Raw genomic sequence first — 19,151 nt, 5'->3', positions numbered from 1 at the left:
GTGAATCGGTGTAGTCGATGACCGATGCCGATCCCTTCGCGACGCAACGCGACGCGTCCGGTTCGGTCGCGGCGGAACTGGCGGCGGCTGGGCTGGAGGACGCCGCCGAGATCGGCCGGGGTGGTTTCGGCGCTGTGTATTGCTGCAGGCAGGCTTCGCTCGACCGAGTGGTCGCGGTCAAGGTCCTCACCGCCGATCTGGACGAGGACAACCGGGCCCGGTTCTTACGCGAGCAGCGGGCCGCGGGCAGGTTGACCGGCCATCCCAATATCGTGCATGTCCTGCACGCCGACGTCACCGACGACGGTCGCCCCTACATCGTCATGCCGTATTACCCGCACGGCTCTCTGGACGCACGGATCCGCGGCAGCGGGCCGCTGGGACTCGAGGAAGTACTGCGGCTGGGGGTGAAGATGGCCGGGGCTCTCGAGACGGCGCATCGCGCCGGGGTGCTCCATCGCGACGTCAAGCCCGGAAATATTCTCTACACCGACTACGACGAGCCCACGCTGGTGGATTTCGGCATCGCTCACATCGGAGGCGGGTTCGTCACCGGCGCGGGCATCGTGACCGGGACGCCCGCCTTCACTGCTCCGGAAGTGATCGGCGGCGAGGCGGCAGGCCCGGCCGCGGACGTCTACGGCCTCGGCGCCACCTTGTTCGCCGCGATCACCGGCCACGCGGCCTTCGAACGCCGCGACGGCGAGCAGTTGGTGGCCCAGTTCCTCAGAATCACCTCCGAGCCGGTACCGCACCTGCGCGAGCACGGCATTCCCGAGGCCGTGGGCGCCATCATCGAACGTGCCATGGCCGGTGACCCGAACAGCCGACCTTCCGCCGCGGAACTGGGTGAGCAACTCCGAGAAGCGCAGACCCGTCATGGTTTCCCTGTCGATGAAATGGCGTTGCACACTCCGCTCGCGGGGGAGCCCGAGGCCGAGTCACCAGGCCGGCAGTCGCCTTCGACGGGGTCGCGGCAGCATCGAGCGACGGAGGCTTCGTCGGGTTCGGGGAAGCTTCCGCTGGAACTGACCAGCTTCATCGATCGACGAACCGAGCTGACGCACGCGACGAACTCGTTGTCGACCTCGCGGTTGGTGACCCTCACCGGGATCGGCGGAGTGGGCAAGACGCGGCTCGCGGTGCAAGTGGCCACCACTGCGCAACGCGACTTCGCCGACGGTGTGGTGTTCGTCGAGCTGGGTGAGCTGCGTGACGAATCGCTGTTGGCGAGCGTCATCGCGGGCGCGCTGAACTTGCAGGACCGATCGATGCGGCCGTTACGCGACGTACTCGCCGAGTTCCTCGCCGATCGCGAACTGCTGCTCGTGCTGGACAATTGCGAGCAACTGGTGGCCGCGGTGGCGGAACTCGCGGAGTCGCTGCTTCGCGCGTGTCAGCGAGTGCGGATTCTCGCGACGAGCCGCGAGCCGATCGGCCTCGCAGGGGAAGCGGTTCTGCCGATCCACCCGCTGGCCGTCCCCGATCCGGATCGGCTACCCAGGAACCCGGCCCGCAATGACGCGATGAGGTTGTTCAGCGACCGGGCCGCCACGGCCGTGCCGGGGTTCGAACTCACCGAGGACAACCAACGCCCCATCGCCCGGATCTGCCGGCAGCTGGACGGCTTGCCGTTGCCGATCGAGCTGGCGACGGCCTGGTTGCGAGTGATGTCGCCGGAACAGATATTGCGACGCTTGACCGATCGGTTCGCCTTGCTCACTCGCGGCAGCAGGAGCGCACCGCCGCGGCAACAGACATTGCGCATGTGCATCGACTGGAGCTACGACCTGTGTACACCGGTGCAACAACGAGTGTGGGCTCAGTTGTCGGTTTTCGCGGGCAGCTTCGACCTCGAGGCCGCGCAATACGTCTGCGGAGAGGATCTGGCAGCGGAGAACATTCTGGATACGGTCGCGTTCCTCGTCGACAAGTCGATCCTCATTCGCGAAGAGTCGGCGGGCGTGGTGCGGTTTCGGATGCTGGACACGGTGCGCGACTACGGCCGCGAAAAAGGGGAGCGGACCGGCGAATACCTCGAACTCTGCCGTCGCCACCGTGACTGGTACGAACAGCTGGCGATCGATGCGAATGCCGACTTGATCAGTCCTCGGGACTTCGAGTGGGTCGGACGGTTGCGCCGGGAGCAGCCGAACATGCGGCAAGCGCTGGAATTCTGCGTGTCCGACAGCCCCGAAGCCGGAATCCGGATCGCCAACGCTCTGTTGCCCTTCCGGTTCTCCCACGGCTCCCTCGCCGAGGAGCGTCGCTGGCTGGAGCGTCTGCTGGCCCGCCGCACCGGCACAGTCACCGTCGACCAGGCCGCGGCGATATTCGCGACCTCCCTCATAGCCGCAGTACAGGGCGACGTCTCAGGGGTGGCCGATCTGGTACGCGAAGGGCACGCGTTCGCCGAGCGGACGACCGACCCGCTGATCCGCGCACACATTGACTTCGCCGATGGACTCCTCGCACTGTTCAATGGAAACCTCTCCGACGCCCGCCTGTATCTCGAGAAAGCCCTCCAGGTGTATACCGAGCGAGGCGGCCCTCTCCTCTTCCGAGTCGACGCGCTGACCTTTCTCGGTCTCACACACGGACTGGCCGACGACAGCGCCCGGGCCATCGAATATTTCGAACGCTCTCTCGCGCTCATCGAAGAACACGGCGGGACGGTATATCAGGCCTACGCGATGTGGGCGCTGGCTATTTCGTTGTGGCGTCGAGGAGATTCCGTGCGGGCGACTCGACTCATCGTGCGAGCACTGCGGGTGAGCAGGAAGGTGGACGACCGCACGAACCTCAGCATGTGCCTGCAAGCACTGGCGTGGATCGCAGCCGACCACGAGGCTGCCGAGCGTGTGGTCGTCTTGTTCGCGGCCGCCGAACAGATCGGCCGGTCCGTGGGTACCGCGCCGACCCAATTCCCAGAGCTGCTCGCTTATCAGGAAGAGTGCGAGCGCCGAACTCGAGAAGCCATCAGCGAGCAGGCCTACGCCGCGGCCCACCGGGAGGGCGCTGCGCTCGATCTCGACGCCGCGATCGCCTACGCCCTGGGTGAACCGGCCTCACCCTCGGCGCGAAATCCCCTGGGCAGCAAATTGACCAAACGCGAGCGGCAAGTCGCCGAACTGGTCGCCGAAGGCCTGACCAACAGGGAGATCGCCGCTCGCTTGGTGATCTCGCCCCGCACCGCACAAGGCCATGTCGAACACGTGCTGACCAAACTGGGCTTCACCTCGCGAACACAGGTCGCGGCGTGGATAGCGGCCTCGCGCAACCCTTCGGGAACATGAGCGAACCGTCACGATCGACTACGCATTTCTCTGTCAGGCCGACTGGACGATGACCACGCGGCCGATCCGTCGAGTCGGTGCGAGAAAGCCTGCGCGACAAGCCGCGTCCGTGACGATGCTCGGTCGGCGGCTACGCTCATCGCGGTATCGGCATAGGTCACGTGATCGACAAGGGGAAGGCGTAATGGAGGATCTCGCCGCGCGATTCGAGGAGCTGGGTCGCCTGGTACCGATCCCCCACCCATGGGACGTAACGGAGTACATCGCGCGGGTGGCGGAGTACCGGGAACGGCCGATCACGTTGTGCCCGATCGATGTCGGCGCACTCTCGGAGAACGGATGCGGCACCGGAAGCGGCCTGTGGATCGCCCGTGCAGGCGACGACGTGATCATGTACGGAGCCGACACCGAATGGCATGCCGATCACATCATCGCCCACGAGATCGGTCATATGTTGCTCGGCCACGGAGGAACCGCGAGCGGTACCGATGGTGCCGCGGCCGATCTGCCGTTGCGCGAATTGATGCCCTCGCTGTCGCTGGAAACCATCCGCAGCGTACTGCGCCGCCAGGACTACGGAAGTGAGCGCGAGCGCGCCGCCGAAACCTTCGCCGACCTGTTGCTCGTCGAAGCGATGCTGCCGAAGCGGTCGGCGAGCCGGTTCCGCTCGACGTTCTTCCGAAACCGGCATCGGTGAGATGACTTCCCCGATCCCGGGTTCGATCACCTGGCCCGTCCTGACAGGTATCGCGTTGGCGCTCATCGGTCGGTGGTGGCTGTTGCCGGACAGCGTCGTCGACCGGCTCGTCAACCGCGCGCTCGCCGCGGCTCTCCTCGAACACCTGTTGCGGGAGTCGTGGTTCGAACAGTCACTGACCCGGCTGCTGCCCGGCGACAACAGCGACGTGGTGAACATCGCCCGGCAGCTCTCGCTGGGAGCGACCGTGCTGGCCGTCTCGAATATCTACGGCATCGCCAAGCTGTGGGCAGGCGCAGACCCCGCCCACACGTGGCACAGGCAGCGGCGCTACTACCTGCTCACCCTCACCGCCACCGTTGTCATCCTGATCGCAGGGACGCCCGCCCGCCGCGCCGACCAGTTGATCGACCAAGCCCTCGGCTGGCCTGCCGTCGTGATCTGGATCGCGTTTTCCCTGCCGCTCGGTGCGACGGCTGTGCTCGTCAGCCGGGCAAGCGTGCGCGAGATGCGCGCCGCGGGCGAAAGCCCCTGGCAGGAACGCGCACTGTACACGGTGGTCCTGTGCACCGCGGTGGGCATGGGGATTGTCGCGGTCGCATACCCGATCGATTCGCTTGTCAGTGTCCTGACCGGCCAACCGCCATTCGATCCCGAAATGCGCTGGAAAGCATGGTGCGGGTTCCTTCTCTCGGCGGTCGGCGCTCCCGCAGTGGTCACAGTGCCGCTGATCAGCGCCTTGGTCTCCCACGTCGGATGGGACCGTACCAGCCGATATCGCCGCCGCTTGCAGCCGATGTGGGCCGATCTCACCGCAGCCGTACCGGAAATCGTCATGGAGACGCGGCGCGACCTCGACGGCCGAACAGACCCGGCCATCCGTCTGCACCGCATGACGGTCGAGATCCGCGACAGTCTGCTGCATCTCAAGCGCTACAGCGACTGCCCCGACGATCTGGCCGCCACCGGCGGCGACCCACACATCTATGCCCGTCGCGTCGCCGAGGCCATCGCAACGAAAGCTGCCGGGCACGCCCCGCGCGCGAGCCGGCTCACGCCGCGGCACCAAATCCAACCGGGGGCAAGGGATCTCACTGCGGAGCTGCGCCAGCTCCTCGCACTCGCCAAGGCATGGCCACACGTCCGCGGCCTGACAAAATCGCCGTAGGCGTCACGCGTCGGTGTATCCGCCGCCGTCGACTGCTCGAAATCTTCCTCATATCGACGGTGATGGTGTCGCGAAAATCGTCCCCACGCGAACGTCCGCCTAGTCAGGGCGCCGCAGGGTGGATGCCACCGGTGGTCACGGTAGGTCGGCGAGGGCCGCGACGACTGCCCATGCGTCGGCACGTGGTTCCGAAGTCCAAGGGGCCGTTGGTTTGTGGATCCGTAGCGAGACCACGCCGTGCAGGGCGCACCACGCGCGCAGCGCGAGGTCCGGGGACTCCTCGGCAGCCGGTAACAGATCGGCCAGACGATCCAGCAGATCCAGTCCCGGCCCGGTACCGGGCTCGGTCGAGGGATCGGGTCGTTCGAACAGCAACTGGTAGGCGCCGGGATGATTCTCGGCCCACGTCAGATAGGCATCGATCAGCGAACGAAGCCGGTCGACGCGGGTGCCGTCGGGCATGTCCGCGGCGTCGAGCGCATGCCGCAGCCGACCGAACAATTCCTCGGTCACGGCATAGTTCAGCGCATCTTGAGACGGGAAGTGCATGTAGACCGCGCTGGGCGCGACACCGCAGGCCCGGGCGATGGCCCGCAGTGACGGCGTCGGCAACGACTGCGGTTCCAGCAGCAGCTCGATCGCGGCGGCAACCAACTCCGCGCGCAGCCGCTCGCCCTCTCCGCGCGCTCGTCGTTGGCGTGTATCGGTCATCGAGGCTCCCTTGACATAGGTCACTGAACAGATGTTAAGTATAGCTAGCTGAACACCTGTTCACCTTCAGGAGGCGACATGAAGAACTGGGATGGCGCGACGGCGGTCGTGACCGGTGCGAGTAGCGGAATCGGCGCGGCATTCGCCACGGCCTTGGCGGAAAGACGGTGTGACCTGATCCTGGTCGCCAGGCGCGAGCATCGGCTGCGTGAGCTGGCGACAGACCTCGAACACACCTTCGGTATCCGGGCTCGGGTCGTCACCGCGGACCTCTCGATCCCCGCGGATGTCGAGCGCCTCGCCGCCCTGCTGAGCGCGGACGAGCACCCGATCGACGTGCTGGTCAACAACGCCGGTTTCGCGACCCACGGCCCGCTCGCCGACCACGACCGCGCGCGCGTGCGCGAGGAGATCGCGGTCAACATCACCGCCGTCGCGGAACTGACCCGGGCGGCACTGCCGGACATGATCCGGCGCGGCCGCGGAGCGGTGATCAACATCGCCTCCACCGCGGCGTTCCAACCGATCCCGTTCATGGCCGTCTACGGCGCGACGAAGGCGTTCGTGCTCTCGTTCACCGAGGCGTTGTGGGGCGAGCTGGAAGGTAGTGGCGTCACCGCGCTCGCCGTGTGCCCGGGCGCCACCGATACCGAGTTCTTCGAGGTGGCGGGCGAAGCCGCCAGTGTCGGACGACGGCAGACATCGGAGCAGGTGGTGGCGACGGCTCTGCGCGAACTGGACCGTCGCACGCCCCGGCCGAGCGTGGTATCCGGGCTGACGAACGCGGTGTCCACGCGTCTGCCGCGGTACCTGCCGCGCCGCACCACGATTCGCCTCACCCGTGGATTGGTCGCCGCGAAATGACCATGTACGCCCTGCGTCCCAGCAGCCTGTGCGATATCTCTTCGATGCGCCGCCACCTACTCAGCGAACGTATCGTGGACGCATCGGCGCAGCGAACCTTCGACATTCTCGCCACCGGGGAAGGCCAAGGGGAGTGGGCCGACGGGTACCGGGCCACCACCTGGTACGGAAATGCTGCGCATGACGTGGGAACGATCCGCGACATTCACTTGCGCTGGATCACGGTGCGCGAACGATTCCTGGCCTGGGAGCCCGCCGCCCGTTTCACGTTCTCCGCCGATGCCATGTCGATCCCGCTGGCGCGCCGAATGATCGAAGACATCACCTTCGAGCCGCTCGGCCCCGGCCGCTGCCGCATGGTCTGGCAGGTACACCTCGACCCGGCGCCGGCGCTGCGCCCGGTCGAATCACTGGTGATGCGACGCCTTTTCGAGCCGATGTTCGACTCGTTCGCCGCCGGACTCGCCGGATTCGCTCGCACACATAGTACTCGCGGGACGGTTTGACCATGGCGGCTAGTGAAGTTGGCGGCCCCAGTCTTGGGCCCATGCGGTGATCGGTTGCGAGCTGTGGATGAGTCGTTGTCCAATCGGTGTCAGCGAGTAGCCGTTCACGTGGTCGACGATGCCGGCCGCGGTGAGTTCATGGAGCCGACGGGTCAGCACGCTCGAGGAGATTTCGCCGCATGCCGTACGCAGTTCGCGGAAGGTCGGTGGGTGTGCGGCTCTGTCGAGTTCCCAGATCACTCGCAGAGTCCACCGCCGCCCGATCAGGTCGTACAGGGCCATGATCGGGCGGCCGGTCGAGGAGCCGCGGACGGGATGTCCGGGTCGTGGCGCGGGGGTGGGCATGGCTGTCCGGCCTGGCTGGGCAGAGGTGAATCCTGCAGCTGCCGTGCCTTTTCCGCAACGCAGGGTTCCCAACGGACGCAGGAACAACGTGACGTGTGTGATCCGATCGGAGGCGTCGCGTTCCTCGTAGGCGCTGGTCCGGCGGCCGCGACCGCGGCAGACGAACTCAGCGGCTCGCGCGCAGTAGGCGGATCGCGCGCAGTGCGGGGGGCGGTTCGCCCTCGAAATTTTCGGATCCGTCGAGGTAGCCGGCGATGAGGTCGGGGGCGGAGTGGTCTTCGAGGTCGGTGAAGCCGAGGGCGCGCAGCTGTGCGGCGAGGTCGTCGGGCGTGAAGTAGCTGAACACGGGTTCACCGAGGCCGGCCAGCCGATCGGCGCGGGCCTGCTGGTGCGCATGGTCCACATCGGTGTCCGCGGGCTGCAGGTAGTCGAAGACCACCTCGACCGGCTGGGCCTGACCAGCGATGTATTCGAGAGTGGCGTGGGCGGCGTCGGGAGTCAGATAGAAGACGACGCCGAGCCACACGAAGACGGCCGGGTCCGTCCGTTCGAATCCGGTGGATTCCAACGCCGCTGCCAGCGTCTGGGTTTCGAAATCGACCGGCACGAAGGTCAACGTCTCAGGGCGGTCGATTCCGGCGGTAGTAAGGCGTTCGCGTTTCCACGCTTGGGTGGCGGGGTGGTCGACCTCGAAGACACGCAAGTCCGGGCGCGGATTGCGGTAGGCGAAGGTGTCCAGACCGGCGCCGAGGATCACGACCTGCCGCACACCAGCGGCGATGGCCGCGGCCACGGCGTCTTCGGCGAAGCGCGCGCGGGCGGCGAAGAACAGTCGGCGGGGCCGATCGCTGACCCCGTCACGGAGGTGATCGGTTGTGGGTGTCCCCTTTTCGGCCAGGTCCTCTGCGGTGACGCCGAGTAGACGTGCCGCCAGGGGGTCGGTGAAGATTTGTGGTCGGTCAGCGATCTGGTGATAGGCGCGGGCGTACGCGGTGATGAGCGCTGTACGGCTGGGTCCGTCGTTATCCATGTTCGACAACCTAGTCACGAGTGTGGCGCACGCTCTATGAATTACTCACGCTCACTCCGATCTGCGCACCCGCAACCCGATGATCACCTCGCGACTGGTTATCGCGATGTCCGACAACCGCCGCCGGTAACGGCTGTGAACCCGCCCGGAGCACCCCGCAGCCGGAACCCGCCACCGGATCCTCACCGGTAGCAGCCTCGATCCGCACTGCCGAACCCGCCGCGCGCACCACCTCGATCCGCGCATATCCCTACCGAGGGTCAGGAGCCGTCGGATACACGGTCCAGAACGCTACCGTCGGCTATCGGCTATCGGCTGGACTACTCCGACCCCATATTTCCCATGAGCTGGGATCGGTACGGATCGAGCCAACCGGCCACCGCCCTCCAGTCGGCTGGGGTCATTCGAGCAAGAGGATGTGCCTCCGACTCGAGACAGTATGTGTGCAGGCGTCGACGCTGATCCGCTTCCGATAACAGCGCTCTTCTGCATCGTGAGCAGAATCTGTTCGTTGTTGTGTGGATGTTCTCGTCCATTGTTCTCCCGCCAGTAAATGCGCGAAGAGGATCGGAACCGGTTGTGTGTAGCGCTATCGAGACCGAGCCGATCAGTCGTCGGTTACGAGCACTGTGTCCAGGTCCACGTAGCTGCGAACGACCATGCGAATCGGTAACGTCCAGGCAAGCTGGATCGACGCGCTCAGGATCCGGCGACGCTATCGCGCGTCGGCCGTGCCATGTACGGCGAACTGTCGCGTGACGTGCGTGGCACGGCGACTCGCTGACGAGCCTGCCGGAGGGGTCATCGGTACGAGATTGCTCGAGTTCGGAGCGGCCTCGACAATGCGCATGCGCAGTTCGAGTCGGCGATCTGACCCGAGGTGGAGCGTATTCCAGCATCGGCTGGTCGCGTCGGGTCGATTCTGTCGCACCATTGGCTGTGCAGTGTTCGCCAGCCTTCGGGGGCCGTGCGGATCCACTTCTCTTGCAGCTCTGCCGCAGCCAAGGCGGGGTTCTCGCGCTCGACTTCGTTTTCCGCGTGTGCGGCTCGGTCGACCAGCGCGGTCCAGCGGTGGAAATCCTGATGGAGTGCCTGTTCGGCCTTCTTGTGCACTGTCAGCTCCTTAGGTGACGGTTGTCGTTGTTTTCTGAACCTGCGCTTCTGGATGGTGCGCTCGGATACCACAAGTCGGATCTGTATATCGCGAGCGTTGCTGTGGGCGGTGACTGGTTTGTGACGTGTCACGGCTCCTGGCTCACCTTGATTAATTGATGCACCGCATCAGATTTCGACCTACCGGTACTCGAATGTGCCGCCACCCCTCGCCGTGCGTATTGACACAGCTACATGCTCGGTCGGCTGCATGTGCGGTAGGTGCGGCCACGGCTACCATGCGCGTGGCGCCGATGGCGACGCCGATGCGTTCGCGATTCGCGCCGCAGCGCTGGTATAGATGTCGGCAGTCAGACATTGTGCATCGATCTCTTGTACGGAAGGATCGGATTCCGACAGCGCGTAGGGCTGCACGGACCCTTGGAGAGAGCCGCTGAGGCTCGCCGATGGAGCGGTCTTCTGTTGTCGGATGCTCAACTCTCCGGCGTCACGCATTCGCGCGGCTGCCATCCCGTCATCACGGGGCTGACCGCGGTGTCGGGTGGCCAACGTTTGATGTCGGCTTGGTCACAATTTAAGCACAGACGGTTAACTATGCACAGGGCAAGTAGGGACTTTTCTATCAAAAGCCGCAGGTCTGCCATGGCTTCGTCGCCCAACCAGCGAATTTGCTGAGTGAATGTGATGCATATCACATTCGATATCTATTGACGGTTACCTGACCCTCTGTTGGCGCTCAGCCCGGCAGCAATCCTCGTCGCTCATCGAAGCCCGGGCTCATTCCACCGGCGGACAGCAGATTGCGCGAGTGTGTAACAACTGACGCGAACATGCGACATCCTTAATTGTCGAGGCGGTGGAGGGATAGGCACATGGACGTTCTCGTCGAATCAACCCAGCCGGGAGGCGCGGACGCACTCCGCGACCTGAACACCGAGCTACTGAACGATGCGCGGTGGCGCGGCCGGGTCACCCTGCTCGAAAAGCCCGCCCCCAAAGGCACTTTGGGGCCGGTGCTAGAGGGCCTGCAGATCGCGCTACAGCCGCAGACACTGGTGCCGCTGGCCACCGCGTTGTTCGCCTTTCTGCGCGTCTATACCTCAGACATCAAGTTCAGCATCCGGCGCACCGACAAGAAGACCGAAGTCACATTGTCCGCCAGACGGATCAAGCGGCTCAAAGATGCCGAGCTTCCTGCCGCGCTGGCCGAGCTGATCGGCCAACTCGACTCACCCGACAGCGACAACACCGAATCATGACCGGACTGAGCGGCGCAGGCACACGCGTACTGCTCATCGGAACCGAACACACGGATAGCCCGAAGCTGTCCGACGTCCCGGCCGTGCGCACGTCGTTGGCGGATCTCGAACAGCGGCTGGTGGATTCGTGTGACATTTCCCCGGCAAACATCCGAGTCGTCCTCGATCCGCCCGATCCGGTCATGTTGGACGCCGTCATCCGGGCCACTGCCGCTGCGGCGACCGATGTCCTGCTGATCTACTTCGTCGGGCACGGGCTGGTCGCGGCGGGCAACGAGCTGTTCCTCTCGACGGTGGCGACCGTTGACATCACCAAGAACCGCCCCGCCAGTGAGGCTTTGGAGTTCTCCGCCATTCCGGCGGCACTGTCCACGTCGACGGCGAGCACGGTGCTCGTGGTGCTCGACTGCTGCTACTCCGGCCGCGCCAGGCTGGGCTCCGATATCGCCGACGGCCTGCTGCTGGTGTCCGCGACGCCGTGGGGACCCGCGCTGGTCCGCGACGGCGCCGAGCACACCGTGTTCACCGGCGCGTTGCTGCAGGTCCTCGCCGCAGGCGATCCGAATGGCCCACCGCTGACCACGCTCGCCCGCCTGACCGAGCTACTCAATCGCAAGCTGCATGACCTCGATCCCCATCAGCCCCGGATCGGCATCGAATTCCGCGGCAACGCAGGGCGACTGGTCATCGCGAACAACCATGCCCACCGACAACCGAAGCCGGAGCCGCCGCCGGATGCGGGCGCCACCGACGCCGTCAACCCGTATCTCGGGCTGGCCGCGTACGAGAAGGAAGATGCGTCACGGTTTTTCGGGCGTGCTGAGACGACCGCCGCGCTGACCGCGGCCATCGCCGCGCGCGCCACAGACCTGATCGTGCTCACCGGCGCGTCCGGCGTCGGAAAATCGTCGATACTCGGCGCCGGGCTGCTGCCGCTGCTCGATAAGGGTAAGAAGTTCCCCGGCTCGGAGACATGGCGGCAAGTAGCGTTCGTGCCCGGCACCGATCCGCTGGCGGCGCTGCGCACCGAATTGGCCGGGGCCCTCCGAATTTCCCAGGAGGCCGTCGACGACCTGCTCACCGACCCCACCCGGCTGCGCGAAACCTGCAACACCACACCGATTGCCGTGGCGGTCGACCAGTTCGAGGACGTGTTCACCCACCACCTCGCCGTTGCCGATGTCTTCATCGAGGAGCTGACGGCACTGGCCAGCGTCGCCCGGCTGACGGTGGTTTGCCTCCGATCCGACTTCCTCGGGCGCTGCCTGAGCTACCCGGCGCTCGGCCCGGCGGCCAGAGCGGCCGTCGAAGTGACACCGATGACGCCCGCCGATCTCCGCGCGGTGGTCGAAAAGCCAGCCGAGCAAGCCGGTTTCGTGGCGGGAGAGGATCTCGTCGAGATCATCCTTTCCGACGCGCTGCCGCGCTCGGGCCGCTCGGTGGAGGTATTGCCACTACTGTCGCACGCGTTGATGGAGACCTGGCAGGTGCGTCGGGGCCGGGTACTCACCGCCGCCGACTACATCCGGGCAGGCCGCATCGACAAAGCGGTGACCAAGAGCGCCGACGCCGTATATGCCGCGCTCGACGCGGCGGGCAAAGCGGAAGCGCGCCAGCTGTTTCTGGCGTTGGTTCCGCTGGACGGCGAGCTGCAGCGCACCGGCCGGGTCGTCGCGCTGGACGATCTCCGGCCTGACCCGCAGGTGCTCGACGTCTTTGTCCGAGCCCGGCTGCTCGGCATCGACCGAGGCGCCGTATTCCTGATTCATGACGCCCTGCTGGACGCATGGAAGCTGTTGCAGGAGTGGATCGACCAGTATGGCGCGGGGATACGGGAGCGGCAGCGGGTCCGCAGCCGGGCCGCCGAGTGGCAGGACCGCGGACACCCAAGCCTGCTGCTGTCCGGTCCGGCGCTGGATTCGGCTTTGCGGTTACGCGACAGCGGCGTTCGGCTCAACGAGCCGGAAGAGGAGTACCTGCACGCCAGCGAGCGCAGGCAAACGTTCACCAAACGCCTGAAATTCGGCGTGGCCATGGGTCTGGTGCTGCTCACCGTGTTCTCGGCGGCAAGCGGGATTATCGCGATCGATCAGCGCAACCGGGCCAGGGCGAGCGCTGACGAGGCGGCCGTGCGTCAGTTGCAGTTGCTGGGGCAGATCCATGCGGAGACCAATCCTCGTGCGGCACTGAGCTTTCAACTGGCCGCGGCGCGGATCGCGCCGAGTGATCGGAACCGCGCGGAGCTGGCGAGGGCATTGGTCGATAGCCCGTTCGGCGGTACGGTCATCATGCCCGAATTCCAGGAGGCCGACGACGCCATCACAGCGGTAGCGCTCAGCCCCGACGGCGGTCTGCTGGCGGCCGCCGACGAGATCGGCCATGTGGCGCTGTGGCGGGTCGACGGCCACCAGCTGGCCAACGCTCCGGTCGGCAGATTCCGGGTCCGGCACGTGGACGATCTCCGGTTCGACGCGACCGGCCGCACCCTCGTGGTATTCGGCCATGACTATGACAAGACGCGACCGGTCGACCAGCGTGAGCGCGATGTCCAGTGGTGGGACATCAGCGATCCGGCGCGACCCGCCCTCAGCCGCGCCGACGGCGGCGGGACGGTCGCGTTGATCTCCGCCGACGGGACAGTCGGCGTCCGGAGAACGATCGTCGACAACGCCTCCGTGACCATCCTGGTCCGCATAGGCGACCAGGTCACCGAGGTCGCGCGACCGGACATGCCGGGCGGGCTGCTCGGATTCAGCAAAGACAATTCGATGCTCGTCACCGGCGACGACACCGGGTACGTCCTGTGGGATACCCGGGATCTTGCTTCACCTGTGCAACTGGCGCGGTTTTCGACCGCCTTGCCGATCGAGACCGACCCGGCGTCCTTCAGTATGATCACCGGCGGACCGCGGGAGTTCGCCTCGTTCAGCGCGGACAACCGCCTGGTCGCGCTCACCGGACGCGGGGCTCCGGTCACCCTGATAGACCTGGCCGACCGCACCCGGCCGACGGCACTGCGCACCGTCTCCGACACGGGACCGACCGGGGTGATCGGGCCGAGCGCCACCCGAGCGGAATTCAGTCCGTCCGGACGCACGCTGACCGTCGGCGGAAGCGGTGCAGGCGTTCAAGTTTGGGACGTGCGTGACCCGCTGCACCCGCATGTCGAACGCAGCCTCGACACCGAACTGACAGGCCAGATCCGGTCACTGACGTATTCCGCGGACGGCCGTGCGCTGGTGTCCGGTGGGCGGGGCGGAAGGACGACCTTGTGGAATCTCGGCGGCGGCACCGGGATAGAGGTCGAGACCGAATTCGAAGCCCTCGGTAACGACGGGTACTTCAGCCCGGACGGCATGACACTGATCGTCGACCGTCAATCATCGCTCACCGAACCCCAGATGCTCGAGGTGTGGCGGCTGACCGATCCGCTGCATCCGGTGCGGGTCGGCCGAATACCCGAGCAGGCCGACGGAACCGCCGATGTGAGCATGGCGCGGGACGGTCATCTGGTCGCGGTGCGTGGCGCCGACGGCGCGACCGCACTCTGGTCGCTCGTAGACCCGGCCGACCCGGTACAGGTCGGGTCGGTCGCGACGAATTCGGGGATCGGCCTGACGTATCCCAACACGCACACGATGACCGTGCGGATGGACCACGCGGGGACGACCCTGGCGGTCGAGCGGGAGAGCCAGAGCCGCTTCGGGTACGTCGTACAGCTGTGGGATATCACCGACCCGGCACGACCTCGGCAGCTCGACGAGATCCCGGTCGGCGGTTCTCCGAAACCCGTCTACACGGTGTCGCCGGATGGCCGGTTGCTCGCCGCGGTCACGAAATCGGACAGTACCGGTATCTGGGACATTCGTGGACGGGACAAGTCTCGGCTGCTCGCGGAACTGCCGGGGGCGGCCGGGCGCGTGACGGTCAGCGCCGACGGCCGCATGTTGCTGAAAACCAGCAGCTTCACCGCCGAGAACCCTGCCACCGAGGTCTACGACCTGACCGATCCCACAGTGCCGCAGCTACGAGAAGCGACCCAGCGGGTGCTCAACTCGTCCGCCTTCAACCTGGACCCGCGGATACTCACCATGGCGCTGGGCCGCGACGTCATGCTCGCGCCGACCGACAACATGGACAGCACCGTGCTGCTCCCCGGCCATCTGGGCACCGTGGACGCGCTGCGGTTGCGGCTGGACGGGTATCTCGTCTCGCGCGATCCGCGCACCGTCCGGGTCTGGGATGTCCGCGGCGCGCTGACGACGCTGCTCGATCCGGAAGCGGCAGCCTGTCAACGGCTCGGCACGGCGATCTCCGAAAAGGACTGGCAGTACTACGCACCGAACTTGCCATACGACAACGTCTGCGGCTGACGCTAGGGCGTCACTGGCGGACGATGTGTTCCGTCCGCATCGAGTCCTTCACCTGGCCGACGGTGAGATCGCGCGTAGCATCGCCCCGGAGCCGGGAGTGCATCCGCCCGCCTGCAGTGGCAGACGGGTGGAGTGTCAGGACTCACACGCCTACGGTGATCCCGAACGCGCCGCCCGCCAGCTCGGCAACACCCGCGGTGGCCAAGCCGCCCTACATCGACGTGCCGGAGACCGTTCCGCGGGATGCGGGCCGACAGCCTGCCGGAGGCTGCGCTCGGCCGCGCGGCGCGGCATGACTCGCCGCAGCAGCTGCCCCGCGACCGGATTGCGCGCCAGTCGCATCCCTGACGGCAGCTCCTTTTCCGGATAGCCGGTGGCATTGATCAACACCAAGGCGGTGACTCTGTCAGGCTGATCCAGCGTCATTGCGGGGTGACCAGATTGCTTGACACTGCGGTGAAATATCGGTCACACTGTATCCGTATTATTCGCATGATCGCTCGACTTCGAGCGTGAGGGATGGTTCGCCCTTCGCCGGTCGCCGATCTGTGTCGGCCCGAGGCGCGAGCCCCTTGTCGAGCCACGACGGAGGCGTACCGGCGTCTGCGCCGACCGCATGCCCTTTCGGCCTGTCCGCTGATTTGCCCTCACGGGTGACGGGAGAAACGAATGAGCCGCACACTGTTGCGCGGTGCGCAGGTGATCACCATGGCGCTGGACCGTCCCGACGTCGAGGAGGTCGACATCCTCGTAGACGGCGACCGGATCACCGAGATCGGTGATCGGATCGACCCCCGGGGTGCTGACGTCGTCGAGTTCGCGGGCCGAATCATCATTCCTGGGCTTGTCAACGCTCACCTGCACTCGTGGCAGACAGCGATGCGTTTCGCGGGCGCGGACTGGTCTCTGCCGGAATATCTTGTCCACGCTCACGGAGTTGCTGCGCGACACTATCGCCCGCAGGACATCCATATCGGAACGTTCGCTGGGGCCCTCAACCAGATCGACAGTGGTGTGACTACCATCGGCGATTGGTCCCACAATTGCGTGACACCGGACCACGCGGACGCGGCGATCGACGCGTTGAAGCAGGCCGGTATCCGGGCGGTGTTGCTGCATGGCACTCCGCACGGTCTGCGCGATCGGGTGCACGACACCCGGGAGATCGACCGCCTGCTCGGCGGAGCGATCGCCACGAGCGAGTTGCTCTCACTGGGGATGGCCGTGGCGGGCCCGCAATTATCGAAACCCGAAGTGGCGGTCGCGGATCTACGTGCAGCTGCCGACCGTGGACTGTTGGCGTCGATGCATCAGAGCGCCGGACCGCCCGGTCCGGGCTGGCAGGCCGTCAGCGCCGCCGGCTTGTGGGGGCCCTTGACCAACATCGTGCATGGCACGGGTTTGACCACTGCCTGGGTGAAACGGCTGGTCGAGGCGGGGGTCAGCTTCACAACGACGCCGGAAAACGAACTGGGCCAGGGTCATTGCGCGCGAGTGGCCGATCAGCTGCTGAGCCTGGGCGCGGCACCGTCACTGGGTACCGACACCGAAATCGTCGCGCCGGGGGAAATGTTGGTCGCCGCGCGGCTGGTGTTGGCACGCCAGCGCGGCCTCGCGCATGAGCAGGCGCACGCAAAAACCGGCCTGGGCGCGCCGGTGGTCTCCCTCGGTGTGAAGCAGGCGCTGGCGTGGGCGACCGTCGAGGGTGCGCGCGCGCTGGGCATGGCCGACCGGATCGGTCGCATCGAGGTGGGCATGCAGGCCGATCTCGTTGTGATCGACGCGCGTGCGCTCAACCTGTGGCCGCTCCACGATCCGATTGCCGCGGCGCTGCATGCCAACGTCGGCAACATCGAAGCGGTCATGATCGCAGGATGCTGGCGCAAGCGCCACCACCAGCTCGTGGACTGTCCTGTGGACGAAATCTTGCAGGCATTGCAGCGGTCGGGTGAACGTTTCGTCGACCAGATCAACGCGACTGGCCGTGTCGCGCGCATTCGACGGCGCGTGGTGGGGCACGTGGTGCGTCGGCAGTTACGGCAGCAAGCGCGTGGATGGGCGCACGATGCGCTGACATCGCATGAAACTCCGTCACAGGACCGTTGAGGGGACCATCCGTTTTCGCATCTTGCTCTTTGTATTCATGCTGATTGTGGTGGTCATCTCCGTCACGTTGGCCGGCCTGCCGTACATAGCGGACCAGTTTCTCGGTACAGAGAGCGCAATCACGACACTTTTCGTCTGTGTAATGGGCCCACTGATGCCGGCAATGCCGGCGTGGCGCCATGCAGCACGGAGAATGGGCAAGAAGTACTGCCTGATGGCAGCTCTGACACTCTTCACGACAGGTGCACTCGGAGTCGTGGCGCTGCGCGCGGTAACCGAGGCCATCCGGTTGGAGATATGTGCGCCCTATTCCTCGTTGCCGGAACCGGCTTCGCCGTCGCGCAACTCATGCCACAAGTAATGTTCGCCGACATTCTTGCGCGCTACGCACCCACCGAAGGCCGCGTCCATCAATCGAAGATCGCGCTTCGAGTATGACGGTCATCTGCGTACGCGATACTTCACCGGACTGCATCGTTGCCCGTGAAGACGCGCGGATTTGGCTTCCGTCGAATACTCGTTGCTTCGCAACCGTCGGAACAAATATTCGATGTTGAAGCACTTCTCCGCTTGCGTATATCCGGTAGGCTGATCGCTGTGCATATCGTACGATTCATCACCGGTGAAACAATCCGCTACGGACGGAAAATCGACGACGCTACCGCGGAGTTGATCGAGGGGGATTTGTTCAACACTTTGGAGCTGACCGGGCAGGTGGCCGAGATCGAGAAACTGCTTGCCCCGATCGTGCCGACAGATATCCTCTGCATCGGCTTGAACTACCGCAAGCACGCTGAAGAAGGCGGCTCTACCATCCCTGAACTGCCGGTGCTGTTCATCAAGTCGAGCAACGCGCTGAACAATCCGGGCGATCCGATCACGATCCCTCGGCTGAGCAGTCATATCGATTTCGAGGGCGAACTGGCAGTGGTCATCGGCAAGACGTGCAAGGACGTCAGCAAGGCTGAAGCGCTGCAGTACGTTCTGGGCTACACGATCGCCAATGACGTCTCCGCGCGGGACTGGCAGCGCGAGAAGAGACTGGGCGGCGGACAGTTCGCTCGCGGCAAGAGCTTCGATGGTTTCTGCCCGCTGGGTCCTGCCATCGTGACCAGCGACGAGATCGCGAATCCGAATGCACTGAAGCTCAAGACGACGGTCAACAGCCACGTCATGCAGGACTGGACGACTGCCGACATGATCTTCGATGTGCCCACGCTGATCGAGAACCTCAGCAGCACGATGACGCTGCGCCCCGGAACGGTTCTGTTGACCGGCACCCCGCACGGCGTCGGCTTCGCACGCACGCCTCCTGCGTGGTTGAAAAATGGGGATACGGTGGACATCAAAATCGAAGGTCTGGGCACATTGAGCAACCCGGTGGTTTAGCGCTTCCTCGATTTCGAGGTCGAGCGTACGGCTGACGGTAACTTCATCTGATACGACTGCGTCAGTTCGAGTATCTTCTCGCCGTCTGGAGAGCGGGTCGCTCAGCGCCGCCGCGGCGCGGCTGTATGTCTCGCAGCGTCGCTGTCCCAGCAGATGCCGCCGAGCACGGTGCGGTGGCACGCGCTGTTTCCGACCGCCGTCCTTCGGGTGCACGACTTCTCACATCGGCGTGCGCTCGAGGACGCTGTTCGCAGTAGACAGGGCGATATCGCGGTCGGCCCAACTGGCGCAACG

Annotated in this window: 14 protein-coding genes; 10 read left to right on the top strand and 4 right to left on the bottom strand. The window is 65.5% G+C overall.

Annotated features, from left to right (window positions below; translation table 11 throughout):
• Positions 1 to 17 precede the first annotated feature (17 nt).
• The 3 genes from ABZ824_RS24475 to ABZ824_RS24465 all read left to right on the top strand — a co-directional run bounded on the left by ABZ824_RS24475 (position 18) and on the right by ABZ824_RS24465 (position 5,161).
• Complete coding sequence (locus tag ABZ824_RS24475; RefSeq protein ID WP_356965514.1) at positions 18 to 3,296, top strand: protein kinase; 3,279 nt, start codon at positions 18 to 20, stop codon at positions 3,294 to 3,296.
• Positions 3,297 to 3,480: 184 nt separating this feature from the next.
• Entirely contained in the window at positions 3,481 to 3,993 is a 513-nt protein-coding gene (locus ABZ824_RS24470; RefSeq protein ID WP_355076685.1) for a hypothetical protein, read from the top strand.
• A gap of 1 nt (position 3,994) precedes the next feature.
• On the top strand, positions 3,995 to 5,161 hold the full coding sequence (locus ABZ824_RS24465) for an MAB_1171c family putative transporter (protein WP_356965513.1): 1,167 nt from the start codon (positions 3,995 to 3,997) through the stop codon (positions 5,159 to 5,161).
• A 135-nt stretch (positions 5,162 to 5,296) separates the two neighbouring features.
• Here ABZ824_RS24465 and ABZ824_RS24460 read toward each other — a convergent pair whose 3' ends face one another.
• On the bottom strand, positions 5,297 to 5,872 hold the full coding sequence (locus ABZ824_RS24460; protein ID WP_356965512.1) for a TetR/AcrR family transcriptional regulator: 576 nt from the start codon (positions 5,870 to 5,872) through the stop codon (positions 5,297 to 5,299).
• A 78-nt stretch (positions 5,873 to 5,950) separates the two neighbouring features.
• Between ABZ824_RS24460 and ABZ824_RS24455 the strand changes: the two genes are divergently transcribed.
• Both ABZ824_RS24455 and ABZ824_RS24450 read left to right on the top strand, forming a co-directional pair.
• A complete protein-coding gene (locus ABZ824_RS24455) occupies positions 5,951 to 6,736 on the top strand; it encodes an SDR family oxidoreductase (protein ID WP_355076679.1) in 786 nt (261 codons plus the stop codon).
• Positions 6,733 to 7,242, top strand: a complete 510-nt coding sequence (locus ABZ824_RS24450) for an SRPBCC family protein (protein WP_356965511.1) — start codon at positions 6,733 to 6,735, stop codon at positions 7,240 to 7,242. The genes ABZ824_RS24455 and ABZ824_RS24450 overlap by 4 nt, the downstream gene beginning before the upstream one ends.
• 9 nt (positions 7,243 to 7,251) lie before the next feature.
• On the opposite strand, the gene ABZ824_RS24445 is transcribed toward ABZ824_RS24450, so the two are convergent.
• The 3 genes from ABZ824_RS24445 to ABZ824_RS24435 all read right to left on the bottom strand — a co-directional run bounded on the left by ABZ824_RS24445 (position 7,252) and on the right by ABZ824_RS24435 (position 9,730).
• Complete coding sequence (locus ABZ824_RS24445; protein WP_356965510.1) at positions 7,252 to 7,587, bottom strand: helix-turn-helix domain-containing protein; 336 nt, start codon at positions 7,585 to 7,587, stop codon at positions 7,252 to 7,254.
• A 166-nt stretch (positions 7,588 to 7,753) separates the two neighbouring features.
• Positions 7,754 to 8,617, bottom strand: a complete 864-nt coding sequence (locus ABZ824_RS24440; protein ID WP_356965509.1) for a class I SAM-dependent methyltransferase — start codon at positions 8,615 to 8,617, stop codon at positions 7,754 to 7,756.
• An 801-nt stretch (positions 8,618 to 9,418) separates the two neighbouring features.
• Complete coding sequence (locus ABZ824_RS24435; protein ID WP_356965508.1) at positions 9,419 to 9,730, bottom strand: hypothetical protein; 312 nt, start codon at positions 9,728 to 9,730, stop codon at positions 9,419 to 9,421.
• A gap of 872 nt (positions 9,731 to 10,602) precedes the next feature.
• Between ABZ824_RS24435 and ABZ824_RS24430 the strand changes: the two genes are divergently transcribed.
• The 5 genes from ABZ824_RS24430 to ABZ824_RS24410 all read left to right on the top strand — a co-directional run bounded on the left by ABZ824_RS24430 (position 10,603) and on the right by ABZ824_RS24410 (position 18,857).
• Positions 10,603 to 10,989, top strand: coding sequence for a hypothetical protein (locus tag ABZ824_RS24430; RefSeq protein WP_356965507.1), 387 nt, complete (start codon positions 10,603 to 10,605; stop codon positions 10,987 to 10,989).
• Entirely contained in the window at positions 10,986 to 15,362 is a 4,377-nt protein-coding gene (locus ABZ824_RS24425; protein ID WP_356965506.1) for a caspase family protein, read from the top strand. Before ABZ824_RS24430 ends, ABZ824_RS24425 begins: the two co-directional genes overlap by 4 nt.
• Before the next feature lie 669 nt (positions 15,363 to 16,031).
• Complete coding sequence (locus ABZ824_RS24420; RefSeq protein WP_356965505.1) at positions 16,032 to 17,468, top strand: amidohydrolase family protein; 1,437 nt, start codon at positions 16,032 to 16,034, stop codon at positions 17,466 to 17,468.
• Entirely contained in the window at positions 17,443 to 17,829 is a 387-nt protein-coding gene (locus ABZ824_RS24415; RefSeq protein ID WP_356965504.1) for an MFS transporter, read from the top strand. The genes ABZ824_RS24420 and ABZ824_RS24415 overlap by 26 nt, the downstream gene beginning before the upstream one ends.
• A 236-nt stretch (positions 17,830 to 18,065) precedes the next feature.
• Complete coding sequence (locus ABZ824_RS24410) at positions 18,066 to 18,857, top strand: fumarylacetoacetate hydrolase family protein (protein ID WP_356965503.1); 792 nt, start codon at positions 18,066 to 18,068, stop codon at positions 18,855 to 18,857.
• Positions 18,858 to 19,151: the final 294 nt, after the last annotated feature.

Origin of the sequence: Nocardia sp. NPDC047038, from assembly GCF_040644075.1 — a bacterium.
Classification (GTDB): Bacteria; Actinomycetota; Actinomycetes; order Mycobacteriales; family Mycobacteriaceae; genus Nocardia; species Nocardia sichangensis.
Note: the sequence above shows the minus strand (reverse complement) of the source record. Positions and strands in the feature narration are given on the sequence as shown.